The following is a 21,772-nucleotide window of genomic DNA, read 5'->3' as shown; positions in this document are numbered from 1 at the left end:
AAAAATAATTAATTAAACACTAGAGCAACATTTTTTATAAATGTTTCTTTTATCAATATTAAAATTCATTAATATTAGATATTAGAAACTGTAAACATATTATTTAATAAAAAAGTTAAACAATTCATATATTTCACTTTATTATTTGAATACTAAAAAAATTAGATTATTATAAATATTTTAAAAAATTATTTGTTTTCTATTTAGAATAATTTAGGCTATCTATATTTGATTTCAGAGCGACATAAATGAAATAAAAAGAGACTTTCTTTCGAAAGCCTCTTAAAAAAATATAATTTACAATTATTACAAATCAAACTTAATACCTTGTGCTAAAGGCAAATCAGTTGTATAGTTAATTGTATTTGTTTGTCTTCTCATATACACTTTCCAAGCATCAGATCCAGACTCACGTCCACCACCAGTTTCTTTTTCACCACCAAAAGCACCACCAATTTCAGCACCTGAAGTACCAATGTTTACATTCGCAATACCACAATCTGAACCTACATGAGATAAGAAAGCTTCTGCTTCACGTAAATTATTCGTCATAATAGCAGATGATAAACCTTGTGCTACTCCATTTTGAATTTCAATAGCATTTATAACATCTCCACTATATTTTAACAAATATAATACAGGAGCAAAAGTTTCGTGCTGAACAATTTCAAAATGATTTTGAGCTTCAGCAATTGCTGGTTTTACATAACAACCACTTTCATAACCTTCTCCACTTAATACTCCACCAGGAACAATAATATTACCGCCTTGAGCAACTACTTTTTCTAAAGCTTCATTATAAGCAGCAACAGCTCCGGTATCAATAAGTGGCCCTACGTGATTATTTTGATCTAACGGATTACCAATTCTTAACTGACCATAAGCGGCAACGATAGCGTCTTTTACTTTATCATAAATATCTTCATGAATAATTAAACGACGTGTAGAAGTACAACGTTGACCCGCTGTACCAACAGCTCCAAACACAGCACCTATTACAGTCATTTTAATATCAGCATCTGGTGTAACTATAATTGCATTGTTTCCACCTAATTCTAACAATGAGTTTCCTAAACGTGCTGCACAAGCTTGAGCAACCATTTTCCCCATACGAGTTGAACCTGTAGCAGATACTAAAGGAACTCGCTTATCATTAGTCATTAATTCACCTACTTTATAATCACCATTAATGATACAAGAAATACCTTCTGGTAAGTTATTTTCTTTTAATACTTCAGCAATTATGTTTTGACAAGCTATTGAACACAAAGGTGTTTTTTCAGATGGTTTCCACACACATACATCACCACATATCCAAGCTAAAGCTGTATTCCAAGACCAAACAGCAACTGGGAAGTTAAAAGCAGAAATAATTCCTACTACTCCTAGTGGGTGGTATTGCTCATACATTCTATGTCCAAAACGTTCAGAATGCATGGTCAAACCATGTAATTGACGAGAAAGACCTACTGCAAAGTCACAGATATCGATCATTTCTTGCACCTCACCTAAACCTTCTTGGTACGATTTACCCATTTCGTAAGAAACAAGTTTCCCTAGAGGTTCTTTATATTTTCTTAATTTTTCACCAAATTGACGAACAATTTCTCCACGTTTAGGAGCTGGCATTACTCTAAAAGTTTTGAATGCTGCTGTAGCTGCTTCCATCACTTTTTCATAATCTTCTTTTGTAGAAGCTTGAACTTTACCTATTAACTGACCATCTACTGGTGAATATGACTCAATAATTTCACCATTAGCAAACCAATTTAATCCTGTTGAAGTACCTAAATTGATTTCTTTTACTCCTAATTGTTGTAACGCTTCTACAATTCCAAATTGTTGCGCTACTGTTGACTGTGTTATTGTTGACATTGTAACTTTTTTATCTGATTTTGTTAAAATAAAATGCAAATTTAAAACTTATTATCCAATTAAAAAGCTGTTAATCGCTAATCTTGAATAAATCGGGGGTCGGTTGCCATAATAGTACCACATTTCTTACAAGTACGTTTCTCTTCAGAGCTGTAAAAATCTTTGAAGTGCTGTAAAAAATCCTTTTCTATATCTTGCAACTCAAAATAAACTTCATGTAAGGGATGATTGCAACTATCACAATACCACAATAACCCATCTTTTCCAGTGGTTCGTTTTCTTTCAATCACTAAACCTATTGAGCCTTCTGTTCTATTAGGTGAATGTGGAATTTTAGCAGGATGTAAATACATATCACCAGCTGTAAGTTTTATTGTTTGTTTTTTACCATTTTCTTGAACATAAACTGTTATTTCTCCTTCTAATTGATAAAATAATTCTTCTGTTTCATTGTAATGATAGTCTTTACGAGCATTAGGACCACCTACTATCATTACGATATAATCATCTGAATGGATATATAAATTTTTATTAGCTACAGGAGGTTTTAGAAGATCGCGATTTTCTTCTATCCATTTATTTAGATTGAATGGTTTTGTTACTGACATTTTTTACGTAAAATTATGAATAAAAAAATCCCGTTTAGCCGGGATTTTAAATTTTTAGAATTCTTTAACTAAGTATATATAAGATGGGAAATGATCTGAAAATCCAGGTCCTTCATTTGTATTTCTAAGAGCATACCCTTTATACTGTCCTGTTTGTTGAATCATAAATGATTTGTTATATACACCTGCTTTCCAATATTTCCAAGTTGAGTAATCATTATTACGAGGTAATAAAGCTTCTGTAAAAATAATCTGATCAAAGAAATCCCATGCGTCACGATGTGCTAAGGTTCCTATTCCCTTTTTCAGCATTTTTTCTGCTGGATTATATAATCCTTGAGGTTTTACATCTTCTATTTCTCCTTTAGCACCTAATACTTCCTTAATACTTTTATTAAACGGGCCATCATTTAAATCTCCCATAGTAAAAATCTTAGCATTAGGATTAACTGCTTGTAATGAATCAATAATTTTTCTATTTAATGCTGCTGCTGCTTCGCGTAATGGGCTACTTGCTTTTTCACCACCACGACGAGAAGGCCAGTGATTTACGATAAAACTCATTTCTTCTCCATCAAGAATGCCTGTAACTAGAATCTGATCTCTTGTATAAATTCTTTTCGTTTTAGAATCCACAGCATTATCGTCTGTCTCTCCTTCATTTCTATCCTTGTCTTTTGCTTTAGTATCTTGTTGATCTTCTGATATAATTAAAGGATAATTCTGATAACTAGTTGGATTGAAATGCTTTTTTTTGATACAAGAAACCACAATCAATACCTCTACGATCTGGAGAATCAAAATGTACAATTCCATAATTTAAATTAATTAACAACGGATGTTTAATAAGATCTTCCAAAACACGACGGTTTTCAATTTCAGCAACCCCCAATACAACAGGTGCATTTGTTTGTTTTTCACTTGTTCCTAATTGCGAAATAACACGGGCCAAATTATCAATCTTCTTTGCGTAATTTTCTGGGGAATAAACAAAATCTTCATCATTCGTATTAGGGTCATTTACGGTATCAAAAAAGTTTTCTAAATTGTAAAATGCTACTGTATTAACAGCGACTCTTTTTGTCTGTGCAACCCCATTAATAGCTAGTAACATAAAAAACAGACAGGTAATTTTAGTAAATTTCATACTTTTATATTAAAAAATCATTAAAACGCAGAATATTTTAGGGTCAAAAGTAAATAATTATATCAAATGTCATACATTTGTCGCCCTATTTTTAACGATTTAAATGGGAAAAGTAAATTAATTTTTAATTTTATTTATGAAAAAACTAGTTTTTAGTACCTTGTTGGTACTACAGGCAGTTTTAGTTTTTGCACAACAACCAACAGGAATTTCAGGAAAGGTTATTGACTACAAAACTAATAAGCCTCTACAAAATGTAGTGACTACTATTGAAAACACCAGTTTATCGCAATTAACAAATTCAAGCGGTAAATTTAAAATAACAGGTGTTAGCGTAGGTAAGCAGCTTTTAAAAATTAAAAGTGATGGCTACAAAGAACAGCTTTTAGCTTTAGAAATTATTTCCAATCAAATTTTAGATTTGGGAGTAATCGTTCTTGAAGATGATTCTCAAAATCAAGAGCAACAGCTAAGCTTAGTTACCTTAACAGAAAATGACTTGGGCGATGATAATAGTGGTTCAGAAAGTACGTCAGGTCTTTTACAGGCTACAAGAGATACTTATCAACAAGCTGCTGCATTTAATTGGGGAGGAGCTCGTTTTAGAATTAGAGGATTAGACAACGAATATGGAAATACCATGATAAATGGTGTTTCTATGAATAAAATATGGGATGGTCGTCCTCAGTGGGGTAATTGGGGAGGACTAAATGACGCTACTAGAAATCAAGAATTTACTATGGGTACTGCTGCATCTGACTATACCTTTGGTAACATATTAGGTACTCAACAAATAAACACTAGAGCATCTATGTACAGAGCTGGAACTCGCATTTCGTTTTCAGGAACAAATACTAATTATAACTGGAGAGGAATGGGAACTTATGCTTCTGGTTTAGACAGTAAAGGCTGGTCTTTTGTTGTTTCTGCTAGTAGAAGATGGGCTCAAGAAGGTCATTTTGAAGGAACAGATATGGCTGCTAACTCATTATTTGCAAGTGTAGAAAAAAGATTTGGCAAAAAACATGCTTTAAACTTTACTTCAATATATGCTGAAAACAGAAGAGGAAAAACATCTCCTAACACAAGTGAAGTAACAGATATTAAAGGATATAAATATAATTCTTATTGGGGCTGGCAAGAAGGTAAAAAACGCAACAGTAGAGACCGCATGATAAACGAACCAATTATGATGTTAAATCATTATTGGAAATTTAGTGAAAGAACTAAATTAAATACAAATTTAGCTTTCCAATCAGGTTCTGTTGCTAATTCAAGATTAGAATATCCGGGAGGTAATAATCCAGACCCTACCTATTATAAAAAATTACCTAGTAACTATTTAAATTTAACAAATGAAAGTACGGGTGAGTGGATTCCTGACTATGCAAAAGCAGCTATTGCTTTAACAGATTTTAGAAATAATGGTCAAATTAACTGGGATGAAATGTATTATGCTAATACTAACCCAAATAATATTACTGGAAAAGCCTACTATTTGCTAACAGAGCAAAGAAATGATGATACTCAAATTACAGCAAACACAATATTAAACTCGCAAGTTTCCGAAAATATAAGTATCAATGCAGGTGTAAATTTTAAAAAATTAAAATCACATCAATATGCTGTTGTAAGTGATCTTTTAGGAGCAAAATATACTGAAAACTTTGATCCTTTTTATGAATCAAAAGGAGATTTTGCTCAATATGATCTAAATAATCCTAATCAAAAAATTCAACTTAACGATATTTTTGGATATAATTATAACTTAAGAGCTACTGTAATTGATGCTTTTACACAATTCAAATTTAACTTCAAAAAAGCTGATTTTTATTTATCACAAAGTTTTTCTAAATCCGAATATCAAAGAGAAGGCTTATATAAAAATGGAAAATACGCATCTAATTCATTCGGAAAGAGTGAGCGTCCTACTTTTGAAAACTTCGGTTTAAAAGCTGGAATAACATATAAACTATCTAGCCGTCATTTATTTGATTTTAATGGCGCTTACTTAACGAAAGCCCCTAACTTAAGAAACACTTTTGCTAATGCTCGTTACAACAACAACTTAACACTTGATCTTACAAGTGAAAAAATAGTAAGTGCAGACGCAAGTTATATTATTCGCACTCCAAAATTTAAGTCTAGAATTACAGGATTTTATAATAAAGTATCTGGCGCAACAAATATAGCCTTCTTTTTCAGTGAAGGAATTGCTGATGAAGATACAAATAATGGTAATGAGGATGCTTTTGTAAGTGAAATTGTAACAGGTATAGACAGAAAAAACATTGGAGGTGAACTAGGTATAGAATATCAAATTAGTTCAACTATTAAAGCTACTTTAGCTGGTTCATATGGAGAATACACTTATGATAATAATCCAACATTAAGAGTAAATAATGATGCCGCTGCAACAGTATCTAACACTTATCCTGTTGAAGATTTTGGAAAAACATACTTAAAAGGGTATAGAGTAGCTGGTATGCCACAAGTAGCAGGGTCTTTTGGCTTAGAATACCGTCACCCAAAATTCTGGTACATAGGTGCTAACTATAATTATTTTGACCAAACTTATGTTGGTGTTTCAAATATTTTAAGAACAAATAATTTTACAATTGATGATAAAACAGGTATTTCTTATGATGGTGTTAACGAAACTTCCGTAAGAAATGCGCTTCAACAAGAACGCCTACCGGCCTATTTCTTATTAAACTTAAGTGGAGGTAAATCTTGGAGAATTAAAAGAGGGGTAACATTTGGCTTTTTTGCTACAGTTAACAATGCTCTTGATAAAGTATTTAAAACGGGAGGATTTGAACAAGCAAGAAAAGCAACATTCCCTCTATTAAATCAAGATTCACAAAGTGGCATCAGAACCTTTGGTTCAAAATACTTCTATGGTTATGGAAGAAATTTCTTTGTGAATTTGTACATTAATTTCTAAAAGAACAACTATGAAAAAGTTTTTAAAATCAATTATCACTTCAGTTATCGCTGCTGGATTATTCATAGCTTGTGATAAAGAAAAGGATTTCGATATCCCTGAAATTAAAGTAGCTTATCTATTCGAAAACTTTGAAGGGACAACATATGGATCTGGATCAACAGAAGTTCCTATCAATCTTAAAGGATGGACTAATTATAATTTAAGTACTACTGGAACTCGATTATGGAATAGCCGTTTATCTGACTCAAATAAATATGCTGAATTTTCATCTTTTTATTCTGCTGCTAACACAACAGATGAAGCATGGTTGATAACCCCTAATGCTAGTATTGATAACCAAAAAGAAACATTCTTTTCATTTGACACAAAAGTTAGGTTTTGGACAGGTAGCAATTTAACCGTATTAATTTCTGAAAATTATGACGGCACAAAAGCGGGTATAAATACGGCTACTTGGACCCCTCTAAATGTTACATTACCAACTGCTACAACAGTTGATAAATTTATTTCCAGTGGTACCATTAGCTTAGCTGCTTATAAAGGTAAAAATATCCGAATTGCATTTAAATATGTCGGAAACAAGACAAGTGGATTAACTACTACTTGTCAGTTAGATAATATTAAACTTTTTATGAACTAAAACGTTATGAAAAATATAAATATTAAAAGTTTTTTGGCTTATTCGTTTATACTATGTACAAGCGTAGCCTGTGTAAATGAAAAGTTTGATACACCTAGAGCGGAAAGTCTTTGTGAAACTTTAACTCCTAATAAAAAAGTAAGTGATTTTACAGAGAAAGCACCTACAAGTGGTTTTATAACTAACAAAACAGATGATATTATTGAGGCAATTGTTACTTCAAGTGATGAAGGAGGTACTTTTTATAAATCAATCTCTTTTGAATCAGTTGATGATAAATTTGGAGTTAGCACTGTTGGATTTAGCATATCTGTAGATCAAAGTAATTTACATACTGAATTTGAGCCCGGAAGAAAAGTTTATATTAAAATGAATGGCTTATCTTATGTGAGTAAAAATGGATCTACGGTAATAGGTGAAATTTTCAATAATGGAACGCCTAACAATACTACTGATGATCAAGTTGGTAGAATTTCTTTTGTGACATATAAAAACATTATTAGAAAGTCATGTGAAAATGTAGGTGAAGAAAAAATTGTAAAAAAACCTTTGTTCATCAATCAAATATTAAATGATTCATATATCAATAAATTAATTGAATTAAAAGATGTTCAGTTTTTAGATGCGTCAGTTGGTAAAAAATATTTTGATCCAACTCTCAACAACTTAGGTGGTGCAACAAACCATTTAATAACAGATTTAAATGGGAATAAAATTATTGTAAGAATTAGTGAATTTGCAAAATTCGCTAGTAAAACCATTTCTAATAAAAATGGTAAAATAAGAGGTATTTTAACAAAATTTGGTTCTGACTATCAATTCATACCACGTACAGAAAAGGACATTCAATTAACTGAAGATAGAAAAGAAGTTGATTTAGCACCTGCTTTAGGAGGTTCTTCTTTAGCATATTTAGGAGCTTTTACAGAAAACTTTGAATCTTACATTGCTGGAACAAGTGCTACAACAGGAACAAAAAACTTCCCTAAATATATTAATGATCCTTTACTAGGATCTAAATATTGGTATGTAACTAGCTTTAGTAATAATAAATACATTGTTATGTCTGCTTTTAACAGTGCTTCTACTGGTCAAGATCTCAATAATAAATCCTATTTTATTGTTCCAGTAGACTTTACAGCAGCAAACAGTATGTCATTCAAAACACAAGATAGATTTAATACTGGAAGCGTTTTAAAAGTATACTATTCTACTAACTACATTCCTCTATCAAAAGTAAGTAGTGCAACTTTAACAGACATTACATCTAATTTTACGATTGCTTCAGGTACTTTAACAGGAACTACTAAACCATTTGTTAATAGTGGTATATTTAATTTCCCTGCTAATTTAACTGGTAATGGATATATCATCTTTGAATATTCTGGAGGATATAGCTTTAATCCTGCTATAACCACCACCATCCATATTGATGATATCGTTATAAATTAATTTTTTTAAGAAATATTATTAGAACCCAGTTCATCATGAATTGGGTTTTTTTATTTCTATCGTTTTATTGCTTAATTTTGCATTTCAATTAAATACAATGTTAGAAAAAGAAAAACATATTTTTGAAAGAACAGTAATCGTAGGAATCGTAACCCAAAGTCAAAATGAAGACAAACTAAATGAGTATTTAGATGAACTGGAATTTTTGACTTTTACTGCTGGTGGTGAAGTGGTAAAACGTTTCACTCAAAAAATGGATAAACCAAATCCAAAAACTTTTGTAGGAACAGGAAAGCTTGAACAAATTAAAATATACATCAAAGAAAATGATATCAAAACTGTTATTTTTGATGATGAGCTTTCACCTGCACAACAAAAAAACATTACCCGCGAATTAGATTGCAAAGTATTAGATCGTACAAATCTTATCTTAGACATATTTGCTCAACGTGCTGAAACGTCATATGCCCGTACCCAAGTTGAACTAGCGCAATGTCAGTATTTACTTCCTAGATTAACGGGTATGTGGACACACTTAGAACGTCAACGAGGTGGAATTGGAATGCGTGGTCCAGGAGAAACAGAAATTGAAACGGATCGTCGTATTGTACGAGATCGAATTGCTTTACTAAAAGAAAAAATTAAAACGATAGATAAACAAATGGCCATTCAACGTAGTAACAGAGGAGCCATGGTTCGTGTTGCACTGGTTGGATATACTAACGTTGGAAAGTCAACTCTAATGAATACTGTTGGAAAAAGCGAAGTTTTTGTTGAAAACAAACTATTTGCAACTTTGGATACTACTGTAAGAAAAGTAGTTATCAAAAACCTACCTTTCTTATTATCTGATACAGTAGGTTTTATTCGAAAATTACCTACCCAACTTGTTGAATCTTTTAAAAGTACATTAGACGAAGTAAGAGAAGCTGATCTTTTATTGCATGTAGTTGATATTTCACATCCTGAATTTGAAGATCATATTGAATCTGTAAATCAAATTTTACAAGAAATTAAAAGTGCTGACAAGCCTACTATTATGGTTTTTAACAAAATAGATTCTTATCAATACTTAACAATAGCCGAAGATGATCTAATTACAGAAAAAACAACAAAACATTACACGCTTGAAGATTGGAAAAACACTTGGATGAATCGCTTAGGCGAAAATAATGCACTATTTATTTCAGCTACGGAAAAGCATAATTTTGAAGAATTTAGAGAAAAAGTATATGAAGCTGTAAGACAAATTCATATTACACGATTTCCTTATAACAACTTCTTATATCCTGATTATAAAGAAGCTGATGGAGAATAAACTATTATATGGTTTCTATATTTTTAAAACTAAATATAGAAACCTCTTTTTAGACACCCCTTTTCTTTTTAGTATTTTTATGAAACTTAAGATCTATTTGTTTCATCAAATTTCTTCTTTAATAATTAGCTATTCTTTTTCTAGTATTTAAAACTTTGCACTTTACAACATATAATTGTAACTTTGCGCTCTAATTTTCAATTCGTTTATGAACAAATTATTGATTGTAGGAACAGTAGCTTTTGATGCTATTGAAACGCCGTTTGGTAAAACTGATAAAATTTTAGGTGGAGCTGGTACCTTTATTGGTCTATCTGCTTCTAATTTTAATTTACAATCAGCCATCGTATCTGTAGTAGGTGAAGATTTCCCTCAAGAATACATTGAATTATTAAAATCTAGAAATATCGATGTAAGTGGCTTAGAAATTGTAAAAGGAGGAAAAACTTTTTTCTGGAGTGGAAAATACCATAATGACTTAAATTCTCGCGATACATTAGTAACTGAATTAAACGTGTTAGCTGATTTTAAACCTGTGGTTCCTGAAAATTTCAAACATGCAGATGTAGTAATGTTAGGTAACTTACATCCATTAGTACAGTCTAGTGTATTAGACCAATTAACAGAAAAACCGAAATTAGTGGTTCTAGACACCATGAATTTCTGGATGGATTGCGCCTTAGAAGAATTAAAAACAGTAATGAAGCGAGTAGATGTAATCACAATTAACGATGAAGAAGCACGTCAATTATCTGGTGAATATTCTTTAGTTAAAGCTGCTGCTAAAATTCATGAAATGGGACCTAAGTATGTTGTAATTAAAAAAGGTGAACATGGTGCCTTGTTATTTAATGAAAAAGAAGTCTTTTTTGCCCCAGCACTTCCTTTAGAAGAGGTATATGATCCTACAGGAGCAGGAGATACTTTTGCAGGAGGTTTTTCTGGCTTCATTACACAAAGCGAAAATATTTCTTTTGAAAACATGAAATCCGCAATTGTTCACGGATCAAATTTAGCCTCTTTCTGTGTGGAAAAATTTGGAACTGAACGAATGGTAAGCTTAACAAAAGAAGAAGCCCAAAATCGTTTAAAACAGTTCAAAGCCTTGACACAATTTGACATAGAATTATCATAAATTTACGCCCCGTTTTTTCGGGGCTTTTTTAATTAAATTTCATAAAAACCGATGCTTTTCGGTCATAACTACAGACAACAACAACACAATGAGCGATGCAATTAAACACGAGTGCGGTATAGCACTTTTGAGATTAAAAAACCCTTGGAATATTACAAAGAAAAGTACGGCACTGCTTTCTATGGGGTTGAAAAAATGTACCTGCTTCTTGAAAAACAACACAATAGAGGCCAAGATGGTGCTGGTTTAGCAAGTATCAAACTAGATGTAACTCCAGGAGTACGTTATATCAGCCGAATACGTTCTAACCAAGCACAACCTATCCAGGACATTTTTGCACAAATTAATTCACGCATCAATCAGGAATTAGAATCTCATCCTGAATATAAAAACGACACTTCCTTATTAAAAGAAAATATCCCCTATATAGGAGAAGTTTTTCTTGGACACGTTCGCTATGGAACCTTTGGAAAAAACAGTATTGAAAATGTACATCCTTTTTTACGTCAAAACAACTGGATGAACCGCAACTTAATTGTTGCCGGAAATTTCAATCTAACCAACGTAAAAGAATTATTTAGTGATTTAGTACGCTTAGGACAACACCCTAAAGAAATGGCTGACACAGTAACAGTTATGGAAAAAATTGGCCATTTTTTAGATGATGAAGTAACTGATTTATACCAAAAATGTAAAGAAGAAGGTCTTACAAAACAAGAAGCTTCACCAGTAATTGCAGAACGATTAGATGTTGGACGCATCTTACGAAGAGCTTCAAAAAATTGGGATGGCGGATACGCTATGGCTGGTTTGATAGGTCATGGAGATGCTTTTGTAACACGAGATCCCGCAGGTATACGTCCTGCATTTTATTATAATGATGACGAAATTGTAGTAGTAGCTTCTGAACGACCTGTAATCCAAACAGTATTTAATGTTCCTTTTGAATCCATCCAAGAAATCACACCAGGTCACGCTATTATAATAAAGAAAAATGGTCTTGTTATTGATGAAAAAAATAAGAGAAGCAACTATTAAAAAAGCATGCTCTTTTGAACGCATTTATTTTTCCAGAGGAAGTGATGCTGAAATTTATCAAGAACGAAAAGATTTAGGAAAACTAATCCTTCCTCAAATCCTAAAAAACATTGATTACGATACTGATAATACTGTTTTTTCTTACATACCAAATACAGCTGAAACTTCATTCTTCGGAATGATAGAAGCAGCAAATGATTTTTTAAATCAACGTAAAATAGATACTATTCTTCAACATAAGGAACAATTATCACCAGATAAACTAAAAGAAATTTTAGATGTAAAAATACGTTCTGAAAAAATTGCTATTAAGGATGCAAAACTTAGAACTTTTATCACAAATGATGATTCTCGTGATGATATGGTCGCTCATGTTTATGATATAACTTATGGGGTAGTAAAAAAATCAGACAACCTAGTTATCATTGATGATAGCATTGTAAGAGGAACAACCTTAAAGAAAAGCATTATTAAAATGATGGATCGATTAAATCCTAAAAAAATAATCATTGTATCCTCTGCTCCTCAAATACGCTATCCTGATTGTTATGGTATTGATATGGCTAAATTAGAAACATTAATTGCCTTCCAAGCTATGCTAGCTTTACTAAAAGAAAATAATATATATCATTTAGTAGAAGAAATTTATACAAAATGTAAATCACAAGAGCACAAACAAGACTCAGAAGTTATAAACTATGTAAAGGAATTATATGCTCAATTTACAGATGAACAAATTTCTGATAAAATTGCTGAAATGCTGAAAGAGCCTACAATAAATGCAGAAATAAAAATCATTTTCCAATCAGTTGAAAATTTACATAAAGCTTGTCCAAAAATTTGGGGGACTGGTATTTTACAGGAAATTACCCTACCGATGGTGGAAATCGCGTTGTAAATAGAGCTTTTATAAATTTTTATGAAGGCAAAGACATGAGAGCATATTAAAGAAGTATGTATTTTGTCGGTTTTTTTAAACACTTAAACGATTATTTTTCAATATAACTCAGACTCTCTATAAATTTGAGCCACCATTACAATAAGTAGGTTAAGTTTATGGTAGATTTAGGGCAAAAAAGACAGAATTAGGTTCTGTCTTTTTTATTTTAATACTTCCCCCTTCCTTTCTACGCCCTTAAAAATCAATAAAATAAAACTATTCAATAATTCCTACTTTCAACGATTATTAATTCACTTAGACGATTATTTTTGGAAAAATTCAATCACTACGCTAATTTTGGTTTACCATTGCAGTAAGTAGGTTTAGTTTATGGTAAAAATTTGGGGCAAAAAAGGCAGAATTAGATTCTGCTTTTTTTATTTTTAAAAAACAATATACTAAACTAATAATTTATCTGATAAAAAAACTACGTTTATACACTTTAAACAATTATCAATCTTTTTAATGATTCTTTTTAAAAAACTCAACCATTACACTAGTTTTAACTCACCATTACAATAAGTAGCTGCTTAAGTTATCGTAAATTTAGGACAAAAAGAGGCTGTTCTAAAAGTAAAAAATCAACACACAGTTTGTTACTCTGACGGAAGGAGGATTTTCATAGTCAGTACTATGTAATTTCTCCCTTTGGTCAAAATGACAAGATTTTGGACTTTTTGGGAGAGCCTCTTTTATTTCATACCTTTGATGTTATTTACAAAAGTAAAGTAGCTTATCAAATTAATAATCAAATAGATAAGAAAATTCACCTTTGAATACACTTTCAACGATTATTAGTTCTTTTTAACGATTATTTTTGGAAAAACTCAACCACTACACTAGTTTTGACTCACCATTACAATAAGTAGGTTAAGTTATGGTAGATTTGGGGCAAAAAAGACAGAATGTAATTCTGTCTTTTTTATTTTAATACTTTTTATATTTTTTTAAAAACATATCTCCTTAACAAACAAATAGATACCAAAAAATTATTTATTATACTTTTACCGATTATTAATCCTTTTTACCGATTATTTTTGGAAAAATTCAACCACTACACTAGTTTTGACTCACCATTACAATAAGTAGGTAAGTTATGGTAGATTTAGGGCAAAGAAGACAGGATTACATTCTGTCTTTTTTTATTTTTATTTCTTTTATATTATTTACAAAAGTAAAGTAGGTTATTAAATTAACAATCAAACAGATAAGAAAATTCACCATTCACTACACTTTCAACGATTATTAATTCACTTAGACGATTATTTTTGGAAAAATTCAATCACTACACTAGTTTTGACTCACCATTACAATAAGTAGGTTAAGTTATGGTAGATTTGGGGCAAAAAAGACAGGATTATATTCTGTCTTTTTTATTTTTATCCCGTTTATACTATTTACAAAAGTAAAGCAACCTATACAACTAATAATCAAACAGATAAGAAAATTCATTATTTCCCAGACTTTCAACGATTATTAATTCATTTCAACGATTATTTTTGGAAAAATTCAATCACTGCACTAGTTTTGACTCACCATTACAATAAGTAGGTTAAGTTATGGTAGATTTGGGGCAAAAAAGACAGGATTATATTCTGTCTTTTTTATTTTTAATACTTTCCGCATGATTCTAAAGGGAACTACAGTTACTAATAAAAAGAAGAACAATTCATTTCATACTACTTTTAACCATTATTAGTCTACTTAAACGATTATTTCAAAAAAATAGCATAACATTAGATTTACTTTACCGTTGCGGTAAGTAAATTTAGGACAAAAGAGAAAAGGCTTAAATAGATTTCTTCTATTTAAGCCTTTTTTATAGATAAAATAAGAAATTATAATTAAAGTTTATAAGACTGGTTTTCTTTTTTTACATCAGCCATTGCTCCTTTTTCATCAATTACTATTAATTTTATATTTTGCTTCAAAGAAGGTATATTAAAATCATAAGTAGGATAAGCCCAATCCCAGCTTTCTAAATCATTTCTTTTAATTCCTGTTTCGTTTGGTTTTATCCAACGCATAGCTGTTTGAGGGATGTAATATAATTCTTCGATTCCATTTTGATAATAAACTTTTACTTCAAGAGGCATGGCGATTCTTCCAATACGTTCTAAAGTAACTTTTGTTGATTGATTTTCTTCAGTTACTTGCTTAATTGCATAATCAATTGTATTAGTTGTCTTAGTCCATTCTGTTAAATACCAATCTAAATTAGCACCTGTTATTTTTTCAGCAGTATGAATAATATCTGTTGGCGTTGGATGTGTAAATTTAAAATCCGTATAATAACGTCTTAAAACTTTTAATAGGTTTTCTTTTCCTATAAGATATTCTAGTTGTGTTAAAAACAAATTACCTTTACTATAAGCTTGCACACTATAAGGTCTGTTTTCATCGTAGTGGTCTGCATGAGTAGTCTGTGGTTGTTCTTTTCCTGACTTAACTAATGAAAAATATGATTTATAAGAGTCCTCATGTGGGTTTTCTACTTTTTTATCTGCTATTTCATTTAAACCGTAATTTTCTAACCAAGTAGTAAAACCTTCATCCATCCAACTATATTTACTTTCATTTGTTGCTAATATATGTTGAAACCATGAATGTGCCATTTCATGAGCTGTCACTCCAACTAAACCTTCTTCAGTTCCTTCTCCTAGAATTAAAGTACACATAGCATATTCCATACCTCCATCACCTCCTTGAATAACTGAATATTGTTTATAAGGATACTGCCCAACCGTTTTGTTGTATACATCCATTAACTGAGAAGTTTTAGCTTGTAAATTTTTCCAATTCTGGATAAATTCAGATTTATTTTGGTACAAAAATGTAGCGTAACTCCATCAGGGCGAACTAATTTATCATGAAGGTATTCTTTATCAGCGGCCCATGTGAAATCATGAACTTGAGGCGCAACAAAGTGCCATGTTAAAGTTTTGGACTTTTTAGGGTAAGACACATTAACTTCTTTATCTTCATACCCTTTCCCTACTTCATTTGCATTCTGAAGGTAACCACTAGCTCCTAACACATAATCTTTATCAATTGTGATTTTAACATCAAAATTACCCCAAACCCCATGAAATTCACGTGCAATATAGGGATCTGCTTGCCAACCATCTACATCATATTCTGCCATTTTAGGATACCATTGTGCCATTGAAAATTCAATTCCTTCCTTGTTATTTCTTCCATTTCTACGAATTTGAACAGGCACTTGTCCATCAAAATCCATTGTAAAAGTTGTAGAGGTTTTAGGCATCAAAGGCTTGGCTAAATCTACTTCTAAAATAGTACTCGCCTGTTTACTTGCTACTACCATTCCGTCTTGTTTGATATTGTTTACTACCAAATATCCTATTTCATTAGGTTTTAATAAACTTATTCTGCTTTCTTTTATTTCTTTGTCTCCTATCTTCACTTTATTTACCATACGTCCATCTGGGTCTTTAATTGACTTCAAGCGGGCATCCATAGGACTATTAGGTTGAAAAGCATTATTATACAAATGAATATATACTCTTTTTAAAGTATCAGGAGAATTATTAGTATATACTAATGTTTGTTTTCCTTTATATTGATAGTTTTTCACATCCATATTGATTTCCATTTTATAATCAACATGTTGTTGCCAATAACCAGGGTTAGGACTTTTTTGAGCTAAAGTCAATAAAGGGAAAAAGAATAATACGTATTTTTTCATATCTATAAAATAAAAAAGAAGGGATAAAAATCCCTTCCAAATATAACAATTTAAACTAATAGTTACTTTTTTGCTAATTTTTCAGCCATTATTAGGGCATTATAAGCATTTACTATTTTACCTGATTTAGAAATTTTATCTAAAGTAGTAGGTTCTGTATTTTCACCTGCTAAAGCAAAGGTATTAGTTAATGGGATACCTGATTCCATTAAAATTTGTTTTACTTGAACAGCTTTTAATGATGGATAAAAAGCTCTGATTAAGGCTGCTACTCCTGCAACATTAGGTGATGCCATTGAGGTACCTTGTAAATATTCGTAATGATTATTGGGTACTGTTGCATAGATTTTAACTCCTGGAGCAAAAACGTCTACATTTTCTTTTCCATAGTTAGAAAAATTAGCCATTACTTTTGATCCATACTCATAATTTAAAGCTCCTACTGTAATTACATTATTTGCAAATTCAGGATTACTCCCTTCTGCATCATTAGGAAAATTAGGCTTTATATCAATATTTTCTGCATCATTACCTGCAGCGTGTACAAAAAGCACATCTTTAGAAGCTGCATATTTAATAGCATCATACACCCATTCTTTATTAGGAGAGAATGCTTTTCCAAAACTTCCATTAATTACTTTAGCTCCATTATCTACAGCATAACGTATAGCTAAAGCAATATCTTTGTCATATTCATCTCCATTTGGAACTGCTCGTAATGCCATGATTTGGACATATTCTGAAGCTACTCCATCTCCTCCTTTTCCATTTCCTCTAGTCTGAGCAATAATACCGGCAACGTGCGTTCCATGTTTACCACTTTCTTTTTTAGGCCCCATTACATTACTGTTTCCATATTGTGTTTGAGTAATATCATATGGATTATCCCCTACTGGTTTACGTCCATCAAACTCAGTATTTAAATTATAGTTTAGCTGATCATAAACGTATTCTTTATACTCACCTATTTCAGCATCAAATTTTGATTTATCTCCCCCCATATTAGATAATATTTGACCAATAATATTTTGGGATTGAAGTAAAGATTGATTTATTGTTTTGATAGCTTTTACTTCCGCAAGAGTATAATTTTTCTTTTTTAAATATTCTGCAATATTCTTATCTGCATTTACAATGGCATCAATTTGATTTTTTTGAGGTTCTAACTCTGATTTTTTTGAGTTAGAAGAGCTAAAGCATTTTCATATTGAGCTGAACCATCGTTCCCTTTTTTTACAATACGGGTTAATTCTAATTGTTCATTATCAGCATCTCCTAAAAAATTCCATCCGTGTATATCATCAATATATCCATTATTATCATCATCTTTTTTATTTCCTGGAATTTCTTTTGTATTTTTCCAGATGGCTGGTTTTAAATCTTCATGCTCAATATCAATTCCTGAATCAATAACTCCCACAATAATTTTATTTGCTTTTTTACCTTTTAATAATTGGGTATAAGCTTTATCAACTCCCATTCCTGGAATTGTATCTTTAACAAGATCTAAATGACTCCAACGTTGTAAATCTTTTTCTTTAATTGGGGTCATTTTCAAAGGCATTTGATCAATTTTTTTAGGATCAATGCTTACAATTCCTTTTGGTGCGCTACAACTAGCTATCATCATTGCTATAGAGCCTGTAAAAGTTATCGTTCTTAAAATTCTCATAAATATAATTTTAGGCTGTAAATATCTTTAGTTTATTTAATATAAAATGTTGTTTTAACATTAGATTAATACATCTTCTAATTGAAAAGTTTCGTTTAATCGAACTCCTTTTTCTGTTCTTTCAACTGTAATAATAGGATTATGCGCATCATGCTCTAACCATAGATAAAAATTCTTTTCAGCAGCTAAATTCAAAAACTTTTCTTTTTCTGATAATGTTAATAACGGACGAGTATCATATCCCATTACATATGGTAAAGGCACATGACCTGCTGTAGCCAATAAATCTGCCATAAAAACGATCATCTTATCCTTATATTGTATATGGGGAATCATTTGTTTTTCAGTATGTCCATCAACATATAGAATACCAAAGTTTAATTCCTCAGAAATACCATAATCTGAGTCAGGCTTGTTTATAAATTTTAGCTGGCCACTATTTTGAATTGGTAAAATATTTTCACTCAAAAAGAAGCTTTTTCACGAGCATTAGGATTCGTTGCCCATTCCCAATGATTTTTATTAGTCCAGTAAATAGCATTTTTAAAAGCGACTTCATATCCTGTTTTATCTTGATTCCAGTTTACACATCCTCCACAATGATCAAAATGTAAATGAGTCATAAATACATCTGTTATATCTTGACGATGAAAACCATATTTAGCTAATGATTTATCTAATGTATCATTTCCCCATAATGAGTAATAACCAAAGAATTTATCTGACTGCTTATTCCCCATTCCTGTATCAATTAAGATTAAGCGATTTCCTTGTTCGATTAACATACAACGAGCTGCTATATCTATCAAGTTACTAGCATCTGCTGGATTAGTTTTATTCCAAATAGTTTTAGGTACAACCCCAAACATGGCTCCTCCATCTAATTTAAAATTTCCAGATTCTATAGGATATATTTTCATATACGTATTTTTTAATTGTTCTAATTATTATACAATTGTTTTTTAAAACAAATACTTCTTACAAGAAGTTTACCAAAAGCAAATTCAATAGTTAATTTATAGTTTTTAAGATTTTATATTCTATTAAAATAATTCTACTCAATAAAGGATAGGATAGTTTTTGAATTGCTAAAATATAAAAAACCACTCATTTAGAGTGGTCTTCTTGTTTCAATTGATTAAAAATACTTTCAAGCTTTTTATTTTTTTTAAAATTATATTGCTTACTCGAAATTAACTTTTGTATAGTTTTTATTCGGTCCTGAGTTATAGGATGTGAACTTAGAAATTCTGGAACATTTATACCTTCCTGATGTTCTTCTTCTTCTAAAGCTTCAAATAATTTAATCATTCCTCTAGGGTTTATCTTGTTAGCTAGCATCAGCTTAAACCCTTCTTCATCTGATTCTTTTTCGAAATTCCTTGAAAAAGAGAGTGAATATAAACTATCCGCATGTTGTCCTATTATAGACATTATTCCATTAATATCGCCCAATATTGCAGACAAAAATAGATAACCTGATAAATCTCTACACAATAACTTTACAGAATGCCTGTTATTAATATGAGCCGTTTCATGTCCTATTAATGCTGCTAATTCTTCATAAGTACTTATTTTATCCAGCATTCTTTTATAAACTACCACATTTCCATCTGGCAATGCAAAAGCATTTACTATAGGTGAATTGACTACTGTAAGATGTAATTTTTTAGTATTATTTAGATTTAGATTATCAGAAAATTCTTGTAGTAATTTAGATTCTTTTTGATTTTTATTTTCAGTTAATATGAAGTGATGAAAAGCAGATTTTCCTAATTCATCATCAAAACTTTCTGGTAACAAAATAGCTGCTTTTTCCCCAAACCAAGGAACTACATAAAGATAACTTATAATAATAAAAACAAATAAGACTATAGCAACGGAAAGTAGTACTCCTAAATTTAGTTTTCCTACTTTTTGATACCAATCAAGTTGTCTATTATCTGATAAATATTGCTTAAAATCTTTTATAAATTTCTGATCTGTAATCTGAATACTTTGTGAAATATCCAAATTATAATGTAAGGATACTAAATTAGATTGTGAAGTCAATTTCACTTCATGAATTGACCAATTTAACCAACCTTTTCCTTCATTTTCGAAATACAAACAATTTTTCTTACGATCTAAAAAAGTTCGATATGATGAGGCTTGGAAGAAACCCCATCATAATATACAGCTTGTACCTTAGTTACTATCATTATATAACTAAATCAATATCTAATAAATCTTCAATATCCTCTCCAGTAGCATCTTTATAAATTTCTTCTGTTTGATTAATTGTATTGAGATCAATCGTTCCTTCTAATTGTATAGAAGAAAATAAGAATTTCATCATACGCATTTCAACCCAAGCTGCACCTAAACCTAAAGTAAACATTAAAATCAGTATATTTACTATAGTGAATTTAAAAATCCCACCACCTGTAATATTAGTAGTAAAATCTAATTCATCATCTCCCTTATGCAATTTTAAATTATTGACATAGTATTCAATAATATCTTTTTGCCACCAAAAACCATAAATTCCTAAAGTAAATAAAGTTAAAATATATCCTTTAATATTTATCACAAAATAATCTCCCCCATTTCCTTTATAATCCATTTTTATATCTCCAAAACGGATATTTTGGATTATATATCTTCTTAAATTAATGGTAAACCAAGCTCCATAAAACCCTAAAGTCAAAACAGTTAAACCCATCCATCTTAAAAAATTAACAATTAACTCATTACGTTTTCCTCTATAACCAAAACGAATACCCCTCCAAGAAGTTTTAGACATTCTATAACGGTATGATCCATGTATAGCAAATGGAACAATTACTACCAAAACGCCTATTAGTAATAAAGTAGCGATAACTTGGTAATCCAACATATAAAAAGTTCCAACGATAATGCCAATACCTAAAAAAACTGCTATACTAACTAGAAATCCCTTAAACATTTCTTTCCCTGTTCCATGAAACTCAAAAGGACTTCCATCTAAAATAGTTTCACTATACAAATATTTCAATCGTTTTTCTTTAGCCCAAGGATAGTAAAATCCTAAAGTAATTATACTTAATACCCAATTAAGAATTATAATTCCAAAAAAGGTTTCTCCTTTACCATCAAAATTCATTTGATAGCTCTTAGTTTGTTTTAATTTTTGATCCATTTTTAAATAGTTAATTTGTTTAAAAACGCAATATAAAATATTTTAATAATTCAGTATAATTATTTTTTATTATAAAATTGATTACAAAAATGTTAGAGATTATGAAAAAGAATTTTTATGTTGTACCT

At 30.7% G+C, this 21,772-nt stretch carries 9 protein-coding genes and 5 pseudogenes; 6 read left to right on the top strand and 8 right to left on the bottom strand.

Annotated elements, in window-relative coordinates; translation table 11 throughout:
• Window positions 1-306: 306 nt before the first annotated feature.
• From amaB to JJC03_RS06365, 3 genes and pseudogenes are all read right to left on the bottom strand, one after another.
• Window positions 307-1,875 carry an L-piperidine-6-carboxylate dehydrogenase gene (amaB, locus tag JJC03_RS06375; RefSeq protein ID WP_088397617.1) on the bottom strand — a complete coding sequence of 523 codons (1,569 nt, stop codon included), beginning with the start codon at window positions 1,873-1,875 and terminating at the stop codon, window positions 307-309.
• A 77-nt stretch (window positions 1,876-1,952) separates the two neighbouring features.
• Entirely contained in the window at window positions 1,953-2,483 is a 531-nt protein-coding gene (locus JJC03_RS06370; RefSeq protein ID WP_088397555.1) for a 3-hydroxyanthranilate 3,4-dioxygenase, read from the bottom strand.
• Between the two features lie 54 nt (window positions 2,484-2,537).
• Window positions 2,538-3,630, bottom strand: a pseudogene (locus JJC03_RS06365) (endonuclease/exonuclease/phosphatase family protein).
• 136 nt (window positions 3,631-3,766) lie between these two features.
• On the opposite strand from JJC03_RS06365, the gene JJC03_RS06360 reads away from it, so the two are divergent.
• The 6 genes and pseudogenes from JJC03_RS06360 to JJC03_RS06335 all read left to right on the top strand — a co-directional run bounded on the left by JJC03_RS06360 (window position 3,767) and on the right by JJC03_RS06335 (window position 13,111).
• Window positions 3,767-6,577: a carboxypeptidase-like regulatory domain-containing protein gene (locus JJC03_RS06360; protein ID WP_235874191.1), complete on the top strand. Its 2,811-nt coding sequence runs from the start codon at window positions 3,767-3,769 to the stop codon at window positions 6,575-6,577.
• Between the two features lie 10 nt (window positions 6,578-6,587).
• A complete protein-coding gene (locus JJC03_RS06355) occupies window positions 6,588-7,220 on the top strand; it encodes a choice-of-anchor J domain-containing protein (RefSeq protein ID WP_235874190.1) in 633 nt (210 codons plus the stop codon).
• A 6-nt stretch (window positions 7,221-7,226) separates the two neighbouring features.
• Window positions 7,227-8,672, top strand: coding sequence for a DUF5689 domain-containing protein (locus JJC03_RS06350; RefSeq protein ID WP_088397559.1), 1,446 nt, complete (start codon window positions 7,227-7,229; stop codon window positions 8,670-8,672).
• Between the two features lie 97 nt (window positions 8,673-8,769).
• On the top strand, window positions 8,770-9,990 hold the full coding sequence (gene hflX / locus JJC03_RS06345) for a GTPase HflX (RefSeq protein WP_235874189.1): 1,221 nt from the start codon (window positions 8,770-8,772) through the stop codon (window positions 9,988-9,990).
• A 208-nt stretch (window positions 9,991-10,198) separates the two neighbouring features.
• Entirely contained in the window at window positions 10,199-11,125 is a 927-nt protein-coding gene (locus JJC03_RS06340; protein WP_088397561.1) for a PfkB family carbohydrate kinase, read from the top strand.
• Window positions 11,126-11,213: 88 nt separating this feature from the next.
• Window positions 11,214-13,111: pseudogene (locus JJC03_RS06335) on the top strand (amidophosphoribosyltransferase).
• 1,836 nt (window positions 13,112-14,947) lie between these two features.
• Here JJC03_RS06335 and JJC03_RS06330 read toward each other — a convergent pair.
• From JJC03_RS06330 to JJC03_RS06310, 5 genes and pseudogenes are all read right to left on the bottom strand, one after another.
• Window positions 14,948-16,812, bottom strand: a pseudogene (locus JJC03_RS06330) (M1 family metallopeptidase).
• A gap of 62 nt (window positions 16,813-16,874) precedes the next feature.
• Window positions 16,875-18,484: pseudogene (locus JJC03_RS06325) on the bottom strand (S8 family peptidase).
• 60 nt (window positions 18,485-18,544) lie between these two features.
• A pseudogene (locus JJC03_RS06320) lies at window positions 18,545-19,404 on the bottom strand (MBL fold metallo-hydrolase).
• 187 nt (window positions 19,405-19,591) lie between these two features.
• A complete protein-coding gene (locus tag JJC03_RS06315; RefSeq protein ID WP_235874188.1) occupies window positions 19,592-20,593 on the bottom strand; it encodes a M48 family metallopeptidase in 1,002 nt (333 codons plus the stop codon).
• A 91-nt stretch (window positions 20,594-20,684) separates the two neighbouring features.
• Entirely contained in the window at window positions 20,685-21,644 is a 960-nt protein-coding gene (locus tag JJC03_RS06310; RefSeq protein WP_088397567.1) for a YjgN family protein, read from the bottom strand.
• Window positions 21,645-21,772: the final 128 nt, after the last annotated feature.

This window comes from Flavobacterium oreochromis (assembly GCF_019565455.1).
GTDB classification, from domain to species: Bacteria; Bacteroidota; Bacteroidia; order Flavobacteriales; family Flavobacteriaceae; genus Flavobacterium; species Flavobacterium oreochromis.
Note: the sequence above shows the minus strand (reverse complement) of the source record. Positions and strands in the feature narration are given on the sequence as shown.